Here is a 20,830-nt window from a genome sequence, read left to right as displayed (position 1 = left end):
CCCGACGACGTCAGCGCCAAGGACCTGGACAAGTTCGCCCGCCAAGAGCTCCAGGGCCTGCCCGACAAGCTCGCCGAGAAAGTCGCCCGACACCTCGTCATGGCCGGCGTCCTGCTCCACGAAGACCCCGAACTCGCCCACAAGCACGCCCTCGCCGCCCGAGCCCGCGCCATGCGCGTCGGCCTGGTCCGCGAAGCCACCGGCGAGACCGCCTACGCCTGCGGCAACTGGGCCGAAGCCCTCGCCGAGTTCCGCGCCGCCAAACGCATGACCGGCCGCCACAGCTACGCCCCCATGATGGCCGACGCCGAACGCGCCCTCAAACGCCCCGAAAAAGCCCTCGAATACGACCGACCCGACATCCGCGCCCACCTCGACGAAGCCGGCAACACCGAACTGTCCATCGTCATCGCCGGCGCCCGCCGCGACCTCGGACACCTCGACGCCGCCCTCCAAATCCTCGAATCCGAACCCCTCACCACCAAAGGCCGCGCCGACTGGGTCACCCGCCTGCGCTACGCCTACGCCGACACCCTCCTCGCCGCCGGACGCACAGACGAAGCCATCACCTGGTTCCACCGCGTCGCCGGCACCGACGCCAACAACCTCACCGACGTCGAAGAACGACTCACCCAACTCGAAGGCTGACCCACTGCGCGTCCGACACGGGATCGGCACTTCATGAGAGTCCTCTCACGAACGCCTCACGGAGGCCTCACGAGCGGTCGCGAGAGTGAAGGCATCAACTCTCGAGGAGGACTCATGAAGAACAGTGTGCGTACGGGCATCGCGGCCCTGGCAGGAACCATCGCCCTCACCACGGGCGGCGTCGTCGTGGCCCAGGCGGCCGTCGGGGCGCCCTCCGATCCGGTCAAGCGCGAGGACACCAGCACCGGCGTCGTGACCACCGTGACCGACGACCCCACGCCGGATCCCGATCCGACCACGGGCCCCACGGACGACCCGACCCAGAACACCCTCAACACTCGGGTCTCGGCGCAGACCAAGGCCGGTGCCGCGGACGACCCGACGGCGAACACGGTGCAGTCGCGCCAGACGGTGCAGTCGCGGGCCAGCGCCCCGTCGCGTCAGACGGTGCAGACGCGCCCGAGCGCCCCGTCGCGTCAGACGGTCGCGTCGAAGCAGTCCGCCCAGACGCGCGGCACGAACTGATGTCGAACGACCTCGCGCCCGGCGCCCCGGCGGCAGACCTGCCGCCGGGGCTGGTGGGTCTCTCCGAGCTCGGTGGGGGACTGCACCACGAGGTCTGGCTGGCCTACGACGAGTCGCGGCTGGCGCCGGTCGTGGTGAAGATCCTGCGCCCCGAGCTGGTCGGCGACGCCGACGCCGTGGGCGCGACCCTGCGCGAGATCGACGTGCTGGCCGGGCTGGCGCACCCGTCGATCGTGCGCCTGTACGACTTCGACGACGCGGCCGAACGTCCCTACATGGTGCAGGAGCACCTCGACGGCCCCACGCTGTCGTCCCTCATCTTCCGCGACGGACCCGTGCAGCTCCACCAGCTGCTGCCGCTCGCCCTCGAGCTCGCCGGGAGCGTGCACTACCTGCACACGAACGGCCTGCTCCATCTGGACGTGAAGCCCAGCAACGTGATCATGGGCGCGCCGGCGAAGCTCATCGACCTCAGCCTCACGCTCGACCTCGACAGCGCCGCGGCGCTCGACTACCCGGTCGGCAGCGACGAGTACATGCCGCCGGAGCAGTGCGACCCGCTCGCCCACGGACCGATCGGTCCCGCCGCCGACGTGTGGTCGATCGGCGCGACCCTGTACCGCGCCGCGGTCGGCCACCGGGCCTGGCGCTTCGGCTCCGAGGACCGCTGGCCGCAGCTGACGGCCCGCCCGAAGCCCATGCCCGACTTCGTGCCCGGGGCGATCCGCGACCTCGTGATGGACTGTCTCGCGTTCGATCCGGCCGCGCGGCCGACCACGCTCGACCTCGTCGAGCGGATCGAGCCGCTCATGGCGGCGCTGCCCACGGCGCGGCTCGCTGGCTTCAGCCTGCGTCGCTGACTCAGCCGGCCCGGTAGCCGACGCCACGCACCGTGGTGACGAGCTCCGGGCCGAGCTTCTTGCGCAGGTAGCCGACGTACACGTCGACGATGTTCGAGCCGGGGTCGAAGTCGTAGCCCCACACGTGCGACAGCAGCTGCTCTCGCGAGAGCGCCTGTCCGCGGTGGCGCAGCAGGACCTCGGCCAGCGCGAACTCGCGCGCCGACAGGTCCACCTCGCGGTCACCGACGAACGCGCGACGGCTGCGCACGTCGAGCCGCACGTCGCCGGCTGCGAGGTCCTCGTTCACGACCGTCTGCCCCGTGGCGCGCAGCCGCAGCCGCACCCGTGCGACGAGCTCGGCGAACCGGAAGGGCTTGCTCATGTAGTCGGCGGCGCCGCCCTCGAGCGCGGCGACCGTGTCGGTGACGGAGTCGCGGGCGGTCAGGACGATCACCGGCAGGGTGGAGCGCTCCGCGCGCAGCCGCTCGAGCACCGTGTAGCCGTCCATGCCGGGCAGGCCGATGTCGAGGACGATGAGGTCGAACTCGCCGCTGAGGGCGTAGTCGAGGCCCGTGATGCCGTCGGAGACGACGGTGGGCGTGAACCCCTCGGACCTGAGGCCCTTGGCGACGAACGAGGCGATGCGCTCCTCGTCCTCCACCACCAGGATCCGGCTCATGTCACCGATCCTCCTCCCTCGGCAGCCGGAGCCGGAACACGGCCCCCGAGCCGGCGGGGGAGTCGTCGAGGGTCACGCGGCCTCCGTGCGCCTCCGCGATCGCGCTCACGATCGACAGTCCGAGGCCGAAGCCGTCGTGCGAGCTGGTCGTGGTGAAGCGGTCGAAGATCTCCTCGCGCAGCTCGGGCGGCACGCCGGGCCCCGTGTCGGACACCCAGAACTCGACACTCGTGGGGGAGGACTTCGACCCGATCGTGATGAGGTCGCCCTCCTGCGTGTGGCGCGCGGCGTTGTCGGCGAGCTGCAGGAGGGCCTGCGTGACCCGCTGCCCGTCGAGGAGGGCCTCACCCTCGGCGGACAGGTCGGTGCGCCAGTCGCGATCGGCCAGCGCCCGGCACCGTGCGGCGACCCCGTCGCCGAGGGTGGGCAGGTCGACCGGCTCGAGCCGGATGAAGTCGGGGCGGCGCGCCTTGGCCAGCACCAGCAGCTCGTCGACGAGGCGGGACATGCGGTCGATCTCGTCGAGCAGCAGGGCCCGGGTCTCCTCGACGTCGGCCGGGTCGTCCGGCGCCATCACCTCGAGGTGCCCGCGCAGGACGGTCAGGGGAGTGCGCAGCTCGTGGCCGGCGTCGTCGAGCATGCGTCGCTGCGTGGCGAAGGCCGCCTCCAGGCGGTCGAGCATCGCGTTGAACGTGATCTGCAGGTCGGTGAGGTCGTCGTGGCCGGTGACCTCCAGCCGCTCGTCGAGCGAGCCGGCACTGATGTCCCGGGCGGTGTCGCGCAGGAGGGTCAGCGGCCGGAGCAGGCGACCCGCGAGCCAGGACGACGCCGCCACGACGACGACCAGCGCGAGCAGGCCGACGAGCGCGTAGGTGATGAGCAGGTCGTTGAGCTGCTCCTGGGCCTGCGTGCGGTCGCGGCTCACCACGAGGGCCGCGGTGCGGTCGCCCTCCTGCACCGGCAGGACTCCCACGCGGTAGCGGGCGCCGGCAGCGTCGAAGGTGCGTAGGCCGCCGCTCGCGCGGAGATCCTCCACGAGCGCCGAGAAGCGAGGGGAGTCCAGCAGGTTCCGGTCGGAGTCGCCGATGTACTTCGGCCCACCGGTGGTGGGGTACATCCAGACGATCTCGCCGTCGTCGGGCAGCGTGCGGGCGAGGAACGACTCGAGCTGCGCGTCGGCGCCCATGCCCGGGTCGGCCGCGGTGGCGGCGCGGAACTCGGCGAACTCCTGCGCGATCGCCGCGTCGATGCTCTGGTCGATGCGGCGCGACTCCACGACCCACATCGCGACGCCGGCGGCGAGCAGCGCGGCGCCCACGAGCACCGCGATCGCGACGATCAGGCGGCTGCGGACGGAGAACGCGACGCGCGGCCGCCTCACCACGCCCGGCTCCGGCCGCGCGACTCAGTCGTCATCGCGGTCATCGCGGTCGTCGTCCTCACGGTCGTCCGGGGTGTCGTCGTCATCGTCATCGTCGTCGACGGACTTCGGTGTGGGCTTCACCTGGCTGGGCTCGGTGGGCGCCGGGGTGGTCGGCGGCGTCGCCGAGGGCTTCTCCGTGGCCGGCGTCTGCGTCGTGGCCGCGTCGGTCGGGGTGATGACGACGGGCACGACCGTCCCGTCGGTGCCCGACGCGGGCATCAGGCGCCCCGCCAGCACGGCGCCCAGCGCGAGGACCACCGCACCGAGCAGGCCGGCGATCATGAGGGAGCGGGAGCGCATGGTCCCATTCTCCCGGTTCCGGGGCCGGATCCGAATGAGCGCTCGATGAGAGTCCTGCTCAGCGGAACGCGGGGGCGCGAGGGGGAGGGTCGGCCGCGCCCTTGCGCAGCATCGGCAGCACCCGGGCCGGGACGAGCTCGGACAGCACGATCACGCTGCTGGTGCGCGCGACCGATCCCGAGCCGCTGATGTGGAGCAGGGTGTCCTTCAGGTCCTCGTGCGAGGTCGCGGCGATCTTGCAGACGATGTCGGCGTCGCCGCTCGTGATGAACGCCTCCAGCACGTTCGGCAGCGACTCCAGCTCCTCGGTGACGTCGGCGATGGAGCCCTGGACGATCTGCAGCGTGACGAACGCCTGCACGGGATGGCCGGCCGCAGCCAGGTCGATGTCGGGCGCATAGCCCGTGATGACGCCGGCCTCCTCCATCTTGCGCAGCCGGGAGGCCACGGTGGCGCGGGCGACCCCCAGCAGGCGCGAGAGCTCGAGGTCGCCGACGCGGGGATGGGCGTGCATCGCGTCGATGAGGGCGACGTCCAATCGGTCCAACATGTCCTGAGCGTAGCAATCTGCGCAGCTAGGCACCGCGGTTCGTGCGCGAAATGGCAGGTCTGACCACCCCCGCGTGCACCGGTTGCCCAGTCGCCCGAATGAGTGTGTCCTGAGTCACATGAGCCTTGACCTCACCGATGCCGAGCGCCTCGCGCACCTCGACCTCGAGCAGCTCCAGCAGCTGGTCGGCCTGGTCGAGCACGACTCCTCCACCGACCCGTTCCCCGTGACGGGCTGGGACGCGATCGTGTGGAACGTCGGCAACGCGACGCAGTCCGCCCACTTCTTCATGTCGGCCTACGCGATGGACCTCGTCGCGTACTCCGGGCCCGAGACCGGAAACCGCGACCACCACGCCTACGTCCTGGCGAGCGGTGCCGTGCGGTTCGTGCTGAAGGGCGGCGTCGACCCCGACAGCCCCGTCATGGACCACCACCGCCGTCACGGCGACGGCATCGTCGACATCGCGCTCGAGGTGCCCGACGTGGACACCTGCGTGAACCAGGCGCGAGCCCAGGGCGCCACGATCCTCGAGGAGCCGCACGACGTCACGGACGAGCACGGGACGGTGCGGATGGCCGCCATCGCGACCTACGGCGAGACGAGGCACTCGCTCATCGACCGGAGCCGCTACTCGGGGCCGTACCTGCCCGGCTACGTCGCGCGGTCGTCCACGATGAAGCGGCCCGACGGTGCGCCGAAGCGGATCTTCCAGGCGCTCGACCACGTCGTGGGCAACGTCGAGCTCGGCCGCATGGACGAGTGGGTCGACTTCTACCGCCGCGTCATGGGCTTCACGAACATGGCCGAGTTCGTCGGCGACGACATCGCCACCGAGTACAGCGCGCTCATGAGCAAGGTCGTGGCCAGCGGCAACCACCGCGTGAAGTTCCCGCTCAACGAGCCGGCGATCGCCAAGAAGAAGTCGCAGATCGACGAGTACCTGGAGTTCTACGGCGGCCCGGGCGCGCAGCACCTCGCGCTCGCCACGAACGACATCCTCGCCACCGTGGACTGGCTCCGCGACGCCGGCATCGAGTTCCTCGCGACGCCGGACTCCTACTACACCGACCCGGCCCTGCGCGAGCGCATCGGCGAGGTCCGGGTCCCGATCGAGGAGCTGCAGCAGCGCGGCATCCTCGTCGACCGCGACGAGGACGGCTACCTGCTGCAGATCTTCACCAAGCCGATCGGCGACCGGCCGACCGTGTTCTTCGAGCTGATCGAGCGTCACGGCTCCCTGGGCTTCGGCAAGGGGAACTTCCAGGCGCTGTTCGAGGCGATCGAGCGCGAGCAGGCACGGCGAGGGAACTTCTAGGGAGTCCGCACATGGCCCACTACCGCAGCTCCGGGCTCGTCCCGCCGAAGCGCCACACCCAGCACCGGGCGGACGACGGCTCGCTGTACCGCGAGGAGCTGATGGGCGAGGAGGGCTTCAGCTCGGACTCGTCGCTGCTCTACCACGTGGGCGTGCCCTCGGCGATCGTCGAGGCGCGCACGTGGGACCTGCCCGACCAGGCGACGACGCCCAACGAGCCGCTGCTGCCGCGGCACCTCAAGCTGCACGACCTGTTCACCGACGCCGATCGCGACCTGGTGCGGGGGCGCCGGCTCGTGCTCGGCAACGGCGACGTGCGCCTCTCCTACGCCGTCGGCGACCACGTCTCGCCGCTGTACCGCAACGCCACGGGCGACGAGTGCGTCTTCATCGAGTCCGGCAGCGGCGTGCTGGAGACGGTGTTCGGCCACCTGCCGTTCGGCCCGGGCGACTACCTGCTGGTGCCGCGCGCCACGACCCACCGCTGGGTCCCGGTCGGCGAGGTGAGGGCCTACTGCATCGAGGCGAACAGCCACATCGGCCCGCCGAAGCGGTACCTGTCGCGATTCGGGCAGCTGCTCGAGCACGCCCCGTACTGCGAGCGCGACCTGCGCGCACCGAGCAATCCGGAGGTGCGCGACGAGGGCGCGGTGGAGGTCTACGTGAAGCATCGGGGCTCCGGGCCGGCCGGTCTCTCCGGCACCATGCACGTGGTGCCGCGCCACCCCTTCGACGTGGTCGGCTGGGACGGCTGCCTCTACCCCTACGCGTTCAACGTGCGCGACTTCGAGCCGATCACCGGGCGTGTGCACCAGCCGCCGCCCGTGCACCAGGTGTTCGAGGGGAACAACTTCGTCATCTGCAACTTCGTGCCGCGCAAGGTCGACTACCACCCGCTGGCCATCCCGGTGCCGTACTACCACTCGAACGTCGACTCCGACGAGATCATGTTCTACGTCGACGGCGACTACGAGGCGCGCAAGGGGTCGGGCATCGGCAAGGGCTCGATCTCGGTGCACCCCGGTGGTCACTCCCATGGCCCCCAGCCCTCGGCGATCGAGGCGAGCCTGGGCGCGGAGTCCTTCGACGAGCTCGCGGTCATGGTCGACACCTTCCGTCCGCTCGAGCTGGGCGAAGGCGGTCGGGCCGTCGACGACGGGGTCTACCACCTCTCGTGGGGGCGGGGATGACGACGGCGGCCTTCGAGGCGCTGTTCGACGACGCGGCGATCTTCCCGCCGGGGAACGCGCCGGTGGACGTCGCGGTCAAGGACCACCTCGCCCGGGAGTCGACCCCGGACGCGGCGTACGTCGGGCCGCTCGTGTGCGACGTCGCGCGGCTGCCGGCGGTGCTCGACGCGGCGGTGCGGCCGGTGCGCGTCTCCGTCGTGGGCACCGTGGAGGAGCTGGCACCCGCCCTCCGAGGGCTGATGGGGTCGCCGGTCGAGCCCGTCGCCGCCGAGCTGCGCGGGCCGATCTCCCTGCTGCCCGACCTGCCGGTGCACTCGATCGCCGTCGAGATGCCGTGGGGAGCGGGGTTCCACGTGCCTCCGGGCGCCCTGCTGAAGCTGCGGTGCGGTGGTGGGTACGTGCCGACGGTGGAGGAGCTGGCCGGGGCGATCGTGCACTGCGTCGAGCACGGCAAGGCGTTCAAGCTGACAGCAGGACTGCACTCGGCGATCGCGCACGACGGCGCGCACGGCTTCGTCAACGTCATGGCCGCGGTCGTCGCGGCCACCCGGGGCCAGGACCCGGCGCCGGTGCTGGCGTCCGCCGCGGAGGACCTCGACCTGGAGTCCCTCGGCGAGTCGCGACGCCTGTTCCGGTCGATCGGCACGTGCAGCATCGACGAGCCGCTGGCCGACCTGCGTGCGCTGGGGCTGCTGGGATGACCGAGTTCACCGCAGGCACGCTGCCGTACTGCAGCTTCACGGCGCCCGACCTCGACGGACCCCACGTGGGCGTCGGGGTGGGCGCCCGCGTGCTCGACGTGACCGCGCTGGCCCCGCACGTGCTGCCGGACCACGCGCACCTCTTCACGTCCGGCACGCTCGACGAGCTCCTCGCAGCCGGACCGCAGGTGTGGGCGTCGGTGCGGTCGGCGCTGCTGGACCACGTCGCCCGATCGCCGGCGACCCGCCCTGCTGAGGAGGTGCGGCTGCTGCTGCCGTTCACCGTCGCCGACTACGTGGACTTCTACGCCTCGCGCCACCACGCGACGAACGTCGGCCGGATCTTCCGGCCCGACGGCGAGCCCCTCACGCCCAACTGGGACCACCTGCCGATCGGCTACCACGGCAGGGCGGGGACCGTCGTCGTCTCCGGGACCCCCGTCCGGCGACCGTCCGGGCAGACGCGTACCGCCGACGGGACGATCGCCTTCGGCCCGAGCGCGAAGCTCGACATCGAGGCCGAGATCGGCTTCGTGGTCGGTGCCGGGTCCGAGCTCGGCGCGACGGTCGGCGTCGGCGCGTTCGAGCAGCACGTCTTCGGCGTCTGCGTCGTGAACGACTGGTCCGCCCGCGACATCCAGGCGTGGGAGTACGTGCCGCTCGGCCCGTTCCTGGGCAAGTCGTTCGCGACGTCGGTGTCGCCGTGGATCGTCCCCTGGGCCGCGCTGGCCGACGCCCGGATCGACCCGCCGGCCCCTCACGTCGACCTCCAGGAGTACCTGCGCCCCGCGGGCCACGGCCTCGACCTGGAGCTGACGGTGTCGATCAACGACACGGTCGTCTCGCGGCCGCCGTTCGCGACCATGGCCTGGACGCCGGCCCAGATGCTGGCCCACCTCACGGTCAACGGCGCCTCGCTGCGCCCCGGCGACCTGTTCGCGTCCGGCACGGTCAGCGGCCCGGAGCGCGACCAGGTCGGGTCGCTGCTGGAGCTGACCTGGAACGGCACCGAGCCACTGAAGCTGGAGGACGGGAGCGAGCGGTCGTTCCTGCTCGACGGGGACCGCGTCACCATCACGGCCGCGGCCCGCACCCACGACGGACGACTCGTGCCGCTGGGCGAGGTCGACGGAGTCGTGGCCTGACGGCCACGGGGAGGAGAGACATGTTCGAGGAAGGCCAGTACTTCGCGCCGATCGTCACCAAGGGCGACGGCAGCGTCTCGGTGCAGCTGGGGGAGGGGCATCCCGGGCTGGAGGATCCCGAGTACCGCGAGCGGCGCGACCGCATCGCGACGGCGGCGGCGCAGTGGAGGCCGGGCGACCCGGCCCCGCTCATCGACTACACGGACGACGAGCACGAGGTCTGGCGCGTCGTGTGCGCCGACCTGCACGAGAAGCACCGGGAGTACGCCTGCCAGGAGTACCTCGACGGCAAGGAGGCGTTCGGCCTGGCCGAGGACCATGTGCCCCAGCTGCACGAGCTGTCCGAGGCGCTCGCGCCCCTGACCGGCTTCGCCTACCAGCCGGCGGCGGGCCTGGTGCCGCTGCGCGAGTTCTACGGCGCGCTCGCCGACAAGAAATTCTGGGCGACGCAGTACGTGCGCCACCACTCGGTGCCGCTCTACACGCCGGAGCCGGACGTGCTGCACGAGGTCGTCGGGCACGGGAACACGCTCGCCGACCGCCGGTTCACCGACCTCTACGAGGCAGCGGGCGCGGCGGCCCGGCGGGTGGAGTCCGACGAGGCGCTGGAGTTCGTCAGCAAGGTCTTCTGGTTCACCCTGGAGTTCGGCGTGGTCCACGAGTCCGACGGCCTGAAGGCCTACGGCGCGGGGATCCTGTCCAGCCCGGGGGAGATCGAGGAGTTCCGCCACATGGCGATCCGGCCGCTCGACCTCGCCGACATGGGCACGACCGACTACGACATCACCCACTACCAGGAGGTGCTGTTCGCGGCCTCGTCGTTCAGCCAGGTCCAGGACGTCGTCGGCGGCTTCTGGGACACCTGCACCGACGACTCGATCGCCGCGTTGAAGGTCGCTGCCTGAGGACGGCCGGGGCTGATGTGGCACAGTGTCGCCGTGGCGATCTGGAAGGCGGTCGACGGGGCTCCCGACACTTCGGTGTCCGAGCCGACGGCCGTGACGATCGGGAACTTCGACGGCGTCCACCGAGGCCACCAGTCCCTGCTCGCCGCCACGCGCGCCGTGGCCGGCGACCTCTCCACGGTGGCGATCACCTTCGATCCGCACCCCGTCGCGATCTTCGCGCCCGACCGTGCGCCCGTCCGGCTGACGACGCTCGAGCGTCGCATCGAGCTGCTGCACCAGCACGGCGCCGACCACGTGCGCGTCCTGGACTTCACCAGGGAGATGGCCTCCTGGTCGCCCGTCGAGTTCGTGCAGGCCGTCGTGCTGGACCAGTGCCACGCGCGCGCCGTCGTGGTGGGGGAGGGCTTCCGCTACGGCAGTCGTGCCTCCGGCTCGATCGAGACCCTCGCGGCCTCGGGCGCCGAGCACGGCTTCGTCGCGCAGGAGTCCGCGCTCGCCGGGGACGAGGAGGCCTTCTCGTCCACCCGGGTGCGCGCCGCGGTCGCCGCGGGTGACGTCGAGCTCGCCGCCGAGCTGCTCGGCCGCTCCCACGAGGTCGAGGGCGTCGTCGTCGAGGGCGACCGCCGCGGCCGCGACCTCGGATTCCCGACGGCGAACGTGCCGGTCGACGCCACCTACGCGGTCCCGCCCGACGGCGTGTACGCCACCCGGCTGCTGCTGCCCGACGGCACGCGGCTTCCCGGAGCCACGTCGGTGGGCACCAATCCCACCTTCGAGGGTGTGGTGGGACGCCGCGTGGAGACCTACGTGCTCGACCGCGACGACCTCCAGCTGTACGGGCAGCCGGTGCGCGTCGAGTTCGTCGCGCGACTGCGCGAGATGGTCGCCTACGACTCGCTCGACGCGCTCGTCGAGCAGATGCACCGCGACGTGGCCCAGGCGCGCGCGGCACTGCTCGCCTGACCCCGCATGGCGATTGGCCCAGCGCGGGCCCGCGCTGATACTCTGATGGTTGCCGTAGATCGGCCACGGAACGAGAGTGCCCCGGTGAACAGGCCCGGGCGCGCCGTGCAACGGACATCCCAAGGAGAAACGTGTCGAAGAAGACTGCTGCCCCCACGGTGGCGAACCTGTCGAAGAGCGAGATCATCGCCGAGTACGCCACCAGCGAGGGCGACACCGGATCCGCGGAGGTCCAGATCGCGCTGCTCACCGGCCGCATCTCGCACCTGACCGGACACCTGCAGGAGCACAAGCACGACCACCACAGCCGTCGCGGCCTGCTGCTGCTCGTCGGCCAGCGTCGCCGCCTGCTGAACTACCTGCAGAACGAGGACATCGAGCGCTACCGCTCGCTCATCGAGCGACTCGGCCTGCGCCGCTGACATCGCGGGCGGTCATCCCTTCGGGGGTGGCCGCCCGTTCCGCATCACCACGCTGTACCTGAAACAACTGCATCTGAATCACCCATGACGAGGTCGGCGATTGCTCGGTCCTCGGTAGTGGCCCTCGGAGCCCTTGGGGCGACCGCGGGCCTCGATCGAAGACCGGCCCGGCCCGGGTCCGAACGCGGACCGCGCCGGCGCAGCCACCTCGTCCCGACAGCGCAGGGGAGCATCCCCTGCAGAAGGGACATCAATGTCCGACATCACCTCCGTGGAGACCGTGATCGACAACGGTCGATTCGGCACCCGCACCATCCGCCTCGAGACCGGTCTGCTCGCCCAGCAGGCGGCCGGCTCCGTCTTGGCCTTCCTGGACGACGACACGATGCTGCTCTCGGCCACCACGGCCGGCAAGCAGCCGAAGGACCACTTCGACTTCTTCCCCCTCACGATCGACGTCGAGGAGCGCATGTACGCCGCGGGTCGCATCCCGGGCTCGTTCTTCCGTCGTGAGGGACGTCCGTCCGAGGACGCGATCCTCACGTGCCGCCTGATCGACCGCCCGCTGCGCCCGACCTTCAAGAAGGGTCTGCGCAACGAGGTCCAGGTCGTCATCACGGTCCTGGCGCTCAACCCCGACACCCCGTACGACGTGCTGGCGATCAACGCCGCCTCGGCGTCCACGCAGATCTCGGGCCTGCCCTTCAGCGGCCCGGTCGGCGCCACGCGCGTCGCCCTGATCGACGGCCAGTGGGTCGCGTTCCCGACGCACAGCCAGCTCGAGGACGCCGTGTTCGACATGGTCGTCGCGGGTCGCATCGCGGGCGACGACGTCGCGATCATGATGGTCGAGGCCGAGTCCACCGAGAAGACGTGGGAGCTCGTCCAGGGTGGCGTCCAGGCGCCCACCGAGTCGATCGTGGCCGGTGGCCTCGACGCGGCCAAGAAGTTCATCCGCCAGCTGTGCGAGGCGCAGGCCGAGCTGGCCTCCGCCGCCGCGAAGCCCGTCCAGGACTTCCCGGTCTTCCTCGACTACGAGGACGACGCCTACGAGGCCGTCCGCGAGATCGCGTCGGCCGACATGGCCGAGGCCCTCACGATCGTCCGCAAGGCCGACCGCGAGGTCCGCGAGTCCGAGATCAAGGCCAACGTCATCGAGCAGCTCGGTGAGCGCTTCGAGGGCCGCGAGAAGGAGCTCGGTGCCGCGCTGCGCTCGCTCACCAAGTCGCTCGTGCGCGATCGCGTCCTGCGCGACAACGTCCGCATCGACGGCCGTGGCCTGGCCGACATCCGCGCCCTGTCCGCCGAGGTCGGCATCGTTCCTCGCGTGCACGGCTCGGCGCTGTTCCAGCGTGGCGAGACCCAGATCATGGGCATCACGACGCTGAACATGCTCGACCTGGAGCAGAAGCTCGACACGCTCTCGCCCGAGACCACGCGTCGGTACATGCACAACTACAACTTCCCGCCGTTCTCCACCGGCGAGACCGGACGCGTGGGCTCGCCCAAGCGTCGCGAGATCGGCCACGGCGCCCTGGCCGGCCGGGCCCTGCTGCCCGTCCTGCCCTCGCGCGAGGAGTTCCCCTACGCGATCCGTCAGGTGTCCGAGGCGCTCAGCTCCAACGGCTCCACGTCGATGGGCTCGGTCTGCGCGTCCACCCTGGGCCTGCTGAACGCCGGTGTGCCGCTGCGCGCGCCGGTCGCCGGCATCGCGATGGGCCTCATCTCCGGTGAGGTCGACGGCGAGCAGAAGTTCGTCACGCTGACCGACATCCTCGGAGCCGAGGACGCCTTCGGCGACATGGACTTCAAGGTCGCCGGCACGCGTGACTTCGTGACCGCGCTGCAGCTCGACACCAAGCTCGACGGCATCCCCGCCGACGTGCTCGCCGGTGCGCTGCAGCAGGCGCACGACGCCCGCCAGACGATCCTCGACGTGATGGCCGAGGCCATCAGCGAACCCGACGAGATGAGCCCCTACGCTCCGCGGATCATCACGGTGAAGATCCCGGTCGACAAGATCGGCGAGGTCATCGGCCCGAAGGGCAAGATGATCAACCAGATCCAGGACGACACCGGCGCGAAGATCTCGATCGACGACGACGGCACCGTCTACGTGGGCGCCGACAACGGCGACTCGGCCGAGGCGGCCAAGCAGGCCATCAACGCGATCGCCAACCCGACGATGCCCGAGGTCGGCGAGCGCTACCTCGGCACCGTCGTCAAGACGGTCGACTTCGGCGCGTTTATCTCGCTGCTGCCGGGCAAGGACGGCCTGCTGCACATCAGCAAGCTGCGCGAGCTCAACGGCGGCCAGCGCGTGAACAACGTCGACGACGTCGTGAAGGTCGGCGACAAGATCCAGGTCGAGATCGCCGAGGTCGGCGACCGCGGCAAGCTCTCGCTGATCCCCGTCTCGGACAAGTCCGAGGAGACGCAGGAGTCGGCGCCGGAGTCCACCGACGCCTGATCACCCGTTCCGCACGAGGCCCCGCACCGGTTGGTGCGGGGCTTCGTCGTTCCGGGAGACTGGGCTCGACAGCGGCGTGGACGCGAATATGGGAGCGTTCCCAAATTTCTCTTGACGTTGACGTGTGACGCAGGCCACACTGTGTGGGAGCGCTCCCATGACCGGTGGGGGACCGACGGAAGGCACGACGTGAACACACGACGAATCGCCGCCTCACTTGCCGCAGTCATCGCCCTGGGCGGCCTCGCCGCGTGTGGTGGGAGCGACTCGGGCGAGGACGGGGACGACATCACCCTGCGGGTGAACCTGTTCGGCAAGTTCGGGTACACCGAGGCGTACAAGAAGTTCGAGGAGGCCCACCCGGGCGTCAAGATTGTCGAGACGGCCGAGGGCGACCTCGGCAAGTACAACACCAAGCTCACCCAGCAGATCGCCGCCGGAGGCGACGCCGGCGACGTGGTGGCGATCGAGGAGGGCCAGACGGTGGCGTTCCTGGCCGCCCCCGACAAGTTCGTCAACCTCCAGGACCAGGGCGGCAACGACGTCAAGGACCGTTGGCTCCCGTGGGTCTGGGACAAGGCCACGACCGCCGACGGCAAGACGACGATCGGGTACGGGACCGACGTCGGCGGCCTGGCGATGTGCTACCGCCGCGACCTGTTCGAGAAGGCGGGCCTGCCCACCGATCGCGAGGAGGTCGGCAAGCTCTGGCCCACGTGGGACGACTTCATCGCCACGGGCAAGAAGTTCCAGTCGGGCATCAAGGACGACAAGGTGGGCTTCATCGACTCGTCGACGAACACCTACAACTCGATCCTCATGCAGCAGGGCGACCACACGTACTTCGACCGCGACGACGAGCTCGTGTTCGACACCAACCCGGCCGTCAAGACGGCGTGGGACTACGCCGTCGAGATGACCGAGGCCGACCTGTCGGCGCAGCTGAAGGCCTTCAGCGACGAGTGGAACGCGGGCTTCAAGAACGGCTCGTTCGCCGCCGTGGCCTGCCCGGCCTGGATGACCGGCTACATCAAGGACCAGTCCGGTGAGGAGAACGCCGGCAAGTGGGACATCGCCACCGTGCCCGGTGGCGGCGGCAACTGGGGCGGCTCCTGGCTGGCGGTCCCGACCTCCAGCGAGCACCAGGACATGGCGCTGGAGCTGATCGAGTTCCTCAGCAACGAGGAGGGCCAGATGATGGCCTTCGACGCCGAGGGTCGCCTGCCGTCCCTGCCCGCGCTGTACGACCAGCCGGAGTTGAAGGAGGCCACGAACGCCTACTTCAACGAGGCGCCGATCGGCCAGCTCTTCGTGGCCGGTGCCTCGCAGCTCGAGCCGGTCTACCTCGGCACCAAAAACGTTCCCGTCCGTGACGCGGTGGAGAACGCACTGCGCAGTGTCGAGAACGGAGAGGTCCCGCCCGCCCAGGGCTGGGACGACGCATCCGCGGCGGCCGAGAAGGCCGCACGCTGACGCACCCCTGACGCGGCCGGTGTCCGCGCGTTCCTCCAAGGCGCGGACACCGGCTGCCCACGTTCCGGACCACTGATCGGAGAGGATCTCGCCATGGCACGCAAGCGGCTCGCACGGCAGCAGGGCGCCGGGCTCTCGTTCGTCTCGCCGTACTTCATCGTCTTCGCGGTGTTCGGCCTGTTCCCGCTCGTCTACACGGCCTGGGTCTCGATGCACGAGTGGACCCTGCTGGCCGGCAAGGTCGAGTTCATCGGGTTCGACAACTACACCGAGCTGCTCGGCGACTCGGCGTTCTGGCGGGCCCTGGTCAACACCTTCGGGATCTTCGTTCTGGCCACGGTGCCCCAGCTGGTGCTCGCCACGGTGCTCGCGCAGATGCTCAACACGGCGCTGCGCGGCCGCACCGCCTGGCGGATGGGCGTCCTGCTGCCGAACGTCGCGTCGGTGGCGGCCGTCGGCATCATCTTCGGGCTCATCTTCGCCCGCGACTACGGCATCGCGAACTGGCTGCTGGGCTTCGTCGGCATCGAGAACGTCGACTGGCGCGCCCACCGCTGGTCCTCGTGGCTCGCGATCGCGACGATGGTGGACTGGCGCTGGACGGGCTACAACGCGCTCATCCTCCTCGCGGCACTGCAGTCGGTGCCCAAGGAGCTGTACGAGGCGGCCCGGATCGACGGCGCTTCGGCCTGGCGGCAGTTCTGGTCGGTCACCGTGCCGATGCTGCGCCCCACCCTGATCTTCGTGACGATCATCGCCACCATCGGCGGGATCCAGCTCTTCACCGAGCCGTTGCTGTTCAACACCGGCGCCAACGCGATCTCCGGCGGCAACCGCGGCCAGTTCCAGACGGTGGCGATGTACCTCGTGCAGCAGGCCTTCACGGGCCAGCGGTTCGGGTACGCCTCCACGATCGCGTGGGTCCTCTTCCTCATCATCGCCGTCGTGGCGGCGATCAACCTGCTGCTGATGCGGCGCATCCGATCGGCGGACTGACATGAGCACCACCGCGCGCTCCACCGGCGCCTCCCCGATGATGTACGTCACCCTGACCTTCGTGGTGCTGCTGTCCGCGGCGCCCCTGTACTTCATGCTCGTCATGGCCTCGCGCGCCAACAGCGACATCCTCGGCATCCCGCCGCCGCTGCTGCCCGGCGACCAGTTGGCCATCAACATCGAGCGGGTCTTCGCCAACGACGACGTCCAGTTCGCCAAGGCGCTGCTGAACACCCTCGTGGTCGCCACGGTGGCCACGGTCTCCGTGGTGGTCACGTCGGCGCTGGCCGGATTCGCCTTCGCGAAGCTGAGGTTCCGCGGCCGCGACGTGCTCCTGGTCGTCGTGGTGGCCACGATGATGGTGCCGGTGCAGCTGGGCCTGATCCCGCTGTACATGCTGATGACGAAGCTCGGCCTCGCGGGCGGGCTGGCCTCGGTGACGCTGCCGTTCCTGGTCAGCGGGTTCGGGGTGTTCTTCATGCGCCAGTACGCCATCCAGGCCATCCCCGACGAGCTGATCGAGGCCGCACGCGTCGACGGCGCGTCGACCCTGCGCATCTTCTGGTCGATCGTCTTCCCGGCGCTGCGACCGGCGGCCGCCGTGCTCGGGCTGCTGACCTTCATGGAGCGCTGGAACGACTTCCTGTGGCCGTACATCGCGCTCGACATCAACCACCCCACCGTGCAGGTCGCGCTCTCGCGCCTGTCGGGCGGGTACTACACCGACCAGGCGCTGGTGATGGCCGGGACCCTCATGGGAACCCTGCCGCTCGTCGTGGTCTTCATCGTGTTCGGCCGCCAGATCGTCGGCGGCATCATGGAAGGCGGCTTGAAGTCATGAACGGTCTGAACGAGCGATTCGACCCCGGCTTCGTCTGGGGCGTGGCCACCTCGGCCTACCAGATCGAGGGAGCCACGAACGAGGACGGCCGCGGTCCCTCCATCTGGGACACGTTCGCCGCGAGCCCCGGGCGCACCTTCGAGGGGCACACCGGTGAGGTGGCGGTGGACCACTACCACCGCTGGCCGGAAGACGTGGCGCTCGTCCGCGACCTCGGTCTGGGCGCCTACCGCTTCTCCGTGGCCTGGCCCCGGATCCAGCCCGACGGGAAGGGCCCCGCCGAGCCGCGCGGTCTGGCGTTCTACGACCGCCTCGTCGACGGACTGCTCGAGGCGGGCATCGAGCCCTGGCCGACGCTGTTCCACTGGGACCTGCCGCAGGCCCTCGAGGACGCGGGCGGCTGGCCCGAGCGTGACACCGCGGAGCGATTCGCCGACTTCGCCGAGATCGTCGTGGACGCCCTGGGCGACCGGGTACGGAACTGGACCACGCTGAACGAGCCGTGGTGCGCCGCGTTCCTGGGCTACGGCGCCGGGATCCACGCCCCGGGCCGCACCGAGCCGGCCGCCGCCATCGCCGCCTCGCACCACCTGCACCTGGCCCACGGCCTGGCCGTGCCGCGGATCCGTGAGAGCCGCCCCGAGGCGCGCGTCGGCGTGACGCTCAACCTCTACGCGGTGTCGCCGGCCGACGACACGGGGCGCCACGACGACGCGGCCCGCCGCATCGACGGGCTGATGAACCGCTGGTTCCTCGACCCGGTGCTGCTCGGCCGCTACCCGCAGGACGTGCTGCACGATCTGGCCGGCTCGGCGGGACTCGACGCGATCCACGACGACGACCTCGCCGTCATCGCCGCGCCGCTGGACTTCCTGGGCATCAACTACTACTCGCGCCACGTCGTCGAGGCCGCGCCGTGGCCGGGGGCATCGGAGGTCGGGTTCGTCGACCGCGTCTGGCCCAAGACCGCCTCCGGCTGGGACATCGACCCCGCCGGGCTCGGCGAGGTGCTGCGCCAGGTCGACGCGGACTACCCGTCGATCCCGATCTACATCACCGAGAACGGCGCCGCGTTCGACGATCCCGTGTCGGTGGATGGGACGGTGCAGGACCAGGACCGCATCGACTTCATCGCCACGCACCTCGAGCAGGTGGCCGACGCGGTCGACGCCGGGATCGACGTGCGGGGATACTTCGCGTGGTCCCTGTTGGACAACTTCGAGTGGGCGGAGGGGTACGCGAAGCGCTTCGGGATCGTCCACGTCGACTTCGACACCTTGGTCCGCACCCCCAAGGCCAGCGCTCGGTGGTTCGCCGAGCTCGCCCGGACCAGCAGCACGAAGGAGAGGGCATGACTGACAGCCGCCAGCCGACGTTGGAGGAAGTGGCCCGGCTCGCCGGGGTGGGGCGCGGCACGGCGTCGCGAGTCGTCAACGGCTCGGAGCACGTGTCGCCGCACACCCGCGACGCGGTCGAGCGTGCCGTGCGCGAGCTGGGCTACGTGCCCAACCAGGCGGCGCGTGCACTCAGGACGCGCCGCACCGACACGGTGGCGCTCGTCATCGCCGAGGACGAGGAGCGCGTGTTCGCCGAGCCGTTCTTCGCCGGCCTCGTGCGGGGGATCTCGCGCGCCGTCGACGCGACGTCGCGGCGCCTCGTGCTCTCGATGGTGCCCGACGAGTCGCACCTCGACCGGCTCGGCCAGTTCCTCACGCCGCAGCACGTCGACGGCGTCATGGTCGTGTCGATGCACGACGCGCTCAGCCTCCCCGAGAGCCCCGACCTGCCGATCGTCCACGTCGGCCGGCCCCGTGACGCGGGCGCCTGCTACGTCGACGTGGACAACCTCGGGGGAGCGCGCCAGGCCGTGGACCACATCGTCGGACGAGGGCGTCAGCGCATCGCGTGCATCACGGGCCCGCAGGACCTGGCCTCCGGACGCGATCGCCTCGACGGCTACCGCGAGGCACTGGCCGCGGCCGGGCTGCCGTTCGAGGAGCGCCTCGTCGAGCCCGGGGACTTCAGCGACGCCAGCGGCGTCAGCGGAGCCGCGGCGCTCCTGGAGCGGTGCCCCGACCTCGACGCGATCTTCGCCGCGAACGACGTGATGGCGCTCGGCGCCCTGCGCGAGCTCTCTCGCCATGGACTCCGGGTGCCCGAGGACGTCGCGGTGGTGGGCTTCGACGGCTCGCCCGCGGCCGCGGCCTCCACTCCCGTGCTGACCACGGTCCACCAGCCCCTCGCGGAGCTGGGCACCACCGCCGTGGAGGTGCTGGCGCACCGCATCGACGATCCCGGCGCCGAGGTCCGGTCGGTCGTCCTGCCGGCCGAGCTGCGAGCGGGGGAGTCCGCATGAGCCGCGTCGTGTTCGACGGGGCGACCCGCCTGTTCCCCGGCCAGGAGCGCCCGGCCGTCGACCACATCGACCTCGAGGTCGCCGACGGGGAGTTCCTCGTGCTGGTCGGCCCCTCCGGCTGTGGCAAGTCCACGACCCTGCGCATGCTCGCGGGTCTCGAGGACGTCGACGCCGGCCGCATCCTCATCGGCGACCGTGACGTGACGGGAGTTCCGCCGAAGGAGCGCGACATCGCGATGGTCTTCCAGAACTACGCGCTCTACCCGCACATGACCGTGGCCGAGAACATGGGCTTCGCGCTGCGGATCGCCAAGGTCTCGAAGGCCGACATCACCACACGGGTGGCCGAGGCGGCCGACCTGCTCGGCCTGACCGACTACCTCGACCGCAAGCCCAAGGCACTCTCGGGCGGCCAGCGCCAGCGCGTTGCGATGGGCCGCGCGATCGTGAGGTCGCCACAGGTGTTCCTCATGGACGAGCCGCTGTCGAACCTCGACGCCAAGCTGCGCGTGCAGACCCGCACCCAGCTCGCCGCCCTCCAGCGCCGGCTCGGCACCACCACCGTCTACGTGACCCACGACCAGGTCGAGGCGATGACGATGGGCGACCGTGTCGCGGTGCTGAAGGACGGTGTCCTGCAGCAGGTCGCGGCCCCCCGCGAGCTGTACGACCGGCCCGTCAACCTCTTCGTCGCCGGCTTCATGGGATCGCCCGCGATGAACCTGCTGGAGCTGCCCGTCAGCGACGGGGGAGTGGCCTTCGGCTCGACCATCCTTCCGGTGCCGCGCGAGGCGCTGATCGGGGCCAGCGCGTCCACGATCGTGGTGGGGGTCCGTCCGGAGAACCTGGCGATCGCGCCCGAGGGTCTGCCCATCGTGGTCGACGTCGTCGAGGAGCTGGGTTCCGACGCGTACCTGTACGGACGCACCGACGGCGTGACCACGCCCGTGGTGGCGCGCACCGATTGGCGCAACCCTCCGGTGAAGGGGACGCCCACCCACCTGGCCGTCCTCGACCCCGAGGCGGTGCACCACTTCGACCCCCGGACGGGCCTGAGGCTCGGTCGATAGCATCGGGCGC

20 protein-coding genes and 1 pseudogene are annotated in these 20,830 nt (G+C 70.6%); 17 read left to right on the top strand and 4 right to left on the bottom strand.

The window, feature by feature from the left end:
- The 3 genes and pseudogenes from B2363_RS01810 to B2363_RS01800 all read left to right on the top strand — a co-directional run.
- A pseudogene (locus B2363_RS01810) lies at positions 1-648 on the top strand (tetratricopeptide repeat protein); the annotation flags it as partial.
- A 114-nt stretch (positions 649-762) separates the two neighbouring features.
- Positions 763-1,173, top strand: a complete 411-nt coding sequence (locus B2363_RS01805) for a hypothetical protein (protein ID WP_078698439.1) — start codon at positions 763-765, stop codon at positions 1,171-1,173.
- Entirely contained in the window at positions 1,173-2,033 is an 861-nt protein-coding gene (locus tag B2363_RS01800; protein WP_286928032.1) for a serine/threonine-protein kinase, read from the top strand. The genes B2363_RS01805 and B2363_RS01800 overlap by 1 nt, the downstream gene beginning before the upstream one ends.
- Position 2,034: 1 nt before the next feature.
- Here the strand turns inward: B2363_RS01800 and B2363_RS01795 are convergent, their stop codons facing one another.
- The 4 genes from B2363_RS01795 to B2363_RS01780 are packed head-to-tail and all read right to left on the bottom strand — an operon-like array spanning position 2,035 to position 4,967.
- Complete coding sequence (locus tag B2363_RS01795) at positions 2,035-2,694, bottom strand: response regulator transcription factor (RefSeq protein ID WP_181755445.1); 660 nt, start codon at positions 2,692-2,694, stop codon at positions 2,035-2,037.
- 1 nt (position 2,695) lies between these two features.
- Positions 2,696-4,075 carry a sensor histidine kinase gene (locus B2363_RS01790; RefSeq protein ID WP_286928031.1) on the bottom strand — a complete coding sequence of 460 codons (1,380 nt, stop codon included), beginning with the start codon at positions 4,073-4,075 and terminating at the stop codon, positions 2,696-2,698.
- Between the two features lie 24 nt (positions 4,076-4,099).
- Entirely contained in the window at positions 4,100-4,417 is a 318-nt protein-coding gene (locus B2363_RS01785) for a hypothetical protein (RefSeq protein ID WP_286928029.1), read from the bottom strand.
- Positions 4,418-4,475: 58 nt separating this feature from the next.
- Positions 4,476-4,967: an Lrp/AsnC family transcriptional regulator gene (locus B2363_RS01780; RefSeq protein WP_286928028.1), complete on the bottom strand. Its 492-nt coding sequence runs from the start codon at positions 4,965-4,967 to the stop codon at positions 4,476-4,478.
- Between the two features lie 118 nt (positions 4,968-5,085).
- On the opposite strand from B2363_RS01780, the gene hppD reads away from it, so the two are divergent.
- From hppD to B2363_RS01710, 14 genes are all read left to right on the top strand, one after another.
- Positions 5,086-6,285: a 4-hydroxyphenylpyruvate dioxygenase gene (gene hppD / locus B2363_RS01775; RefSeq protein WP_286928027.1), complete on the top strand. Its 1,200-nt coding sequence runs from the start codon at positions 5,086-5,088 to the stop codon at positions 6,283-6,285.
- Between the two features lie 11 nt (positions 6,286-6,296).
- A complete protein-coding gene (locus B2363_RS01770) occupies positions 6,297-7,475 on the top strand; it encodes a homogentisate 1,2-dioxygenase (RefSeq protein WP_286928026.1) in 1,179 nt (392 codons plus the stop codon).
- Positions 7,472-8,176, top strand: coding sequence for a hypothetical protein (locus B2363_RS01765; protein ID WP_286928024.1), 705 nt, complete (start codon positions 7,472-7,474; stop codon positions 8,174-8,176). Before B2363_RS01770 ends, B2363_RS01765 begins: the two co-directional genes overlap by 4 nt.
- A complete protein-coding gene (gene fahA, locus B2363_RS01760; protein WP_286928023.1) occupies positions 8,173-9,321 on the top strand; it encodes a fumarylacetoacetase in 1,149 nt (382 codons plus the stop codon). Before B2363_RS01765 ends, fahA begins: the two co-directional genes overlap by 4 nt.
- 20 nt (positions 9,322-9,341) lie before the next feature.
- On the top strand, positions 9,342-10,226 hold the full coding sequence (locus B2363_RS01755) for a phenylalanine 4-monooxygenase (RefSeq protein ID WP_286928021.1): 885 nt from the start codon (positions 9,342-9,344) through the stop codon (positions 10,224-10,226).
- A 33-nt stretch (positions 10,227-10,259) separates the two neighbouring features.
- Positions 10,260-11,192 (top strand): bifunctional riboflavin kinase/FAD synthetase, encoded by a 933-nt coding sequence (locus B2363_RS01750; protein ID WP_286928019.1) that lies wholly within the window; start codon positions 10,260-10,262, stop codon positions 11,190-11,192.
- Between the two features lie 158 nt (positions 11,193-11,350).
- The gene (rpsO, locus tag B2363_RS01745; RefSeq protein WP_153303087.1) at positions 11,351-11,614 is read left to right on the top strand and encodes a 30S ribosomal protein S15; all 264 of its coding nucleotides are present in this window, start codon (positions 11,351-11,353) and stop codon (positions 11,612-11,614) included.
- Positions 11,615-11,867: 253 nt separating this feature from the next.
- Positions 11,868-14,084, top strand: a complete 2,217-nt coding sequence (locus tag B2363_RS01740; RefSeq protein ID WP_286928017.1) for a polyribonucleotide nucleotidyltransferase — start codon at positions 11,868-11,870, stop codon at positions 14,082-14,084.
- 189 nt (positions 14,085-14,273) lie between these two features.
- Entirely contained in the window at positions 14,274-15,557 is a 1,284-nt protein-coding gene (locus B2363_RS01735; protein ID WP_286928015.1) for an ABC transporter substrate-binding protein, read from the top strand.
- 93 nt (positions 15,558-15,650) lie between these two features.
- Positions 15,651-16,553, top strand: a complete 903-nt coding sequence (locus tag B2363_RS01730) for a carbohydrate ABC transporter permease (protein ID WP_181755459.1) — start codon at positions 15,651-15,653, stop codon at positions 16,551-16,553.
- A 1-nt stretch (position 16,554) separates the two neighbouring features.
- The gene (locus tag B2363_RS01725) at positions 16,555-17,394 is read left to right on the top strand and encodes a carbohydrate ABC transporter permease (RefSeq protein ID WP_181755460.1); all 840 of its coding nucleotides are present in this window, start codon (positions 16,555-16,557) and stop codon (positions 17,392-17,394) included.
- Positions 17,391-18,749 (top strand): GH1 family beta-glucosidase, encoded by a 1,359-nt coding sequence (locus B2363_RS01720; RefSeq protein WP_286928011.1) that lies wholly within the window; start codon positions 17,391-17,393, stop codon positions 18,747-18,749. The genes B2363_RS01725 and B2363_RS01720 overlap by 4 nt, the downstream gene beginning before the upstream one ends.
- Positions 18,746-19,750, top strand: coding sequence for a LacI family DNA-binding transcriptional regulator (locus tag B2363_RS01715; RefSeq protein ID WP_286928008.1), 1,005 nt, complete (start codon positions 18,746-18,748; stop codon positions 19,748-19,750). Before B2363_RS01720 ends, B2363_RS01715 begins: the two co-directional genes overlap by 4 nt.
- Positions 19,747-20,820, top strand: a complete 1,074-nt coding sequence (locus B2363_RS01710) for an ABC transporter ATP-binding protein (RefSeq protein WP_181755463.1) — start codon at positions 19,747-19,749, stop codon at positions 20,818-20,820. The genes B2363_RS01715 and B2363_RS01710 overlap by 4 nt, the downstream gene beginning before the upstream one ends.
- The last annotated feature ends 10 nt before the right edge of the window (positions 20,821-20,830 follow it).

The sequence above is a fragment of the Aeromicrobium sp. UBA7512 genome (assembly GCF_002476985.1).
In the GTDB taxonomy this organism is placed as follows: Bacteria; Actinomycetota; Actinomycetes; order Propionibacteriales; family Nocardioidaceae; genus Aeromicrobium; species Aeromicrobium phoceense.
This window is presented reverse-complemented; position numbering and strand designations above follow the sequence as displayed.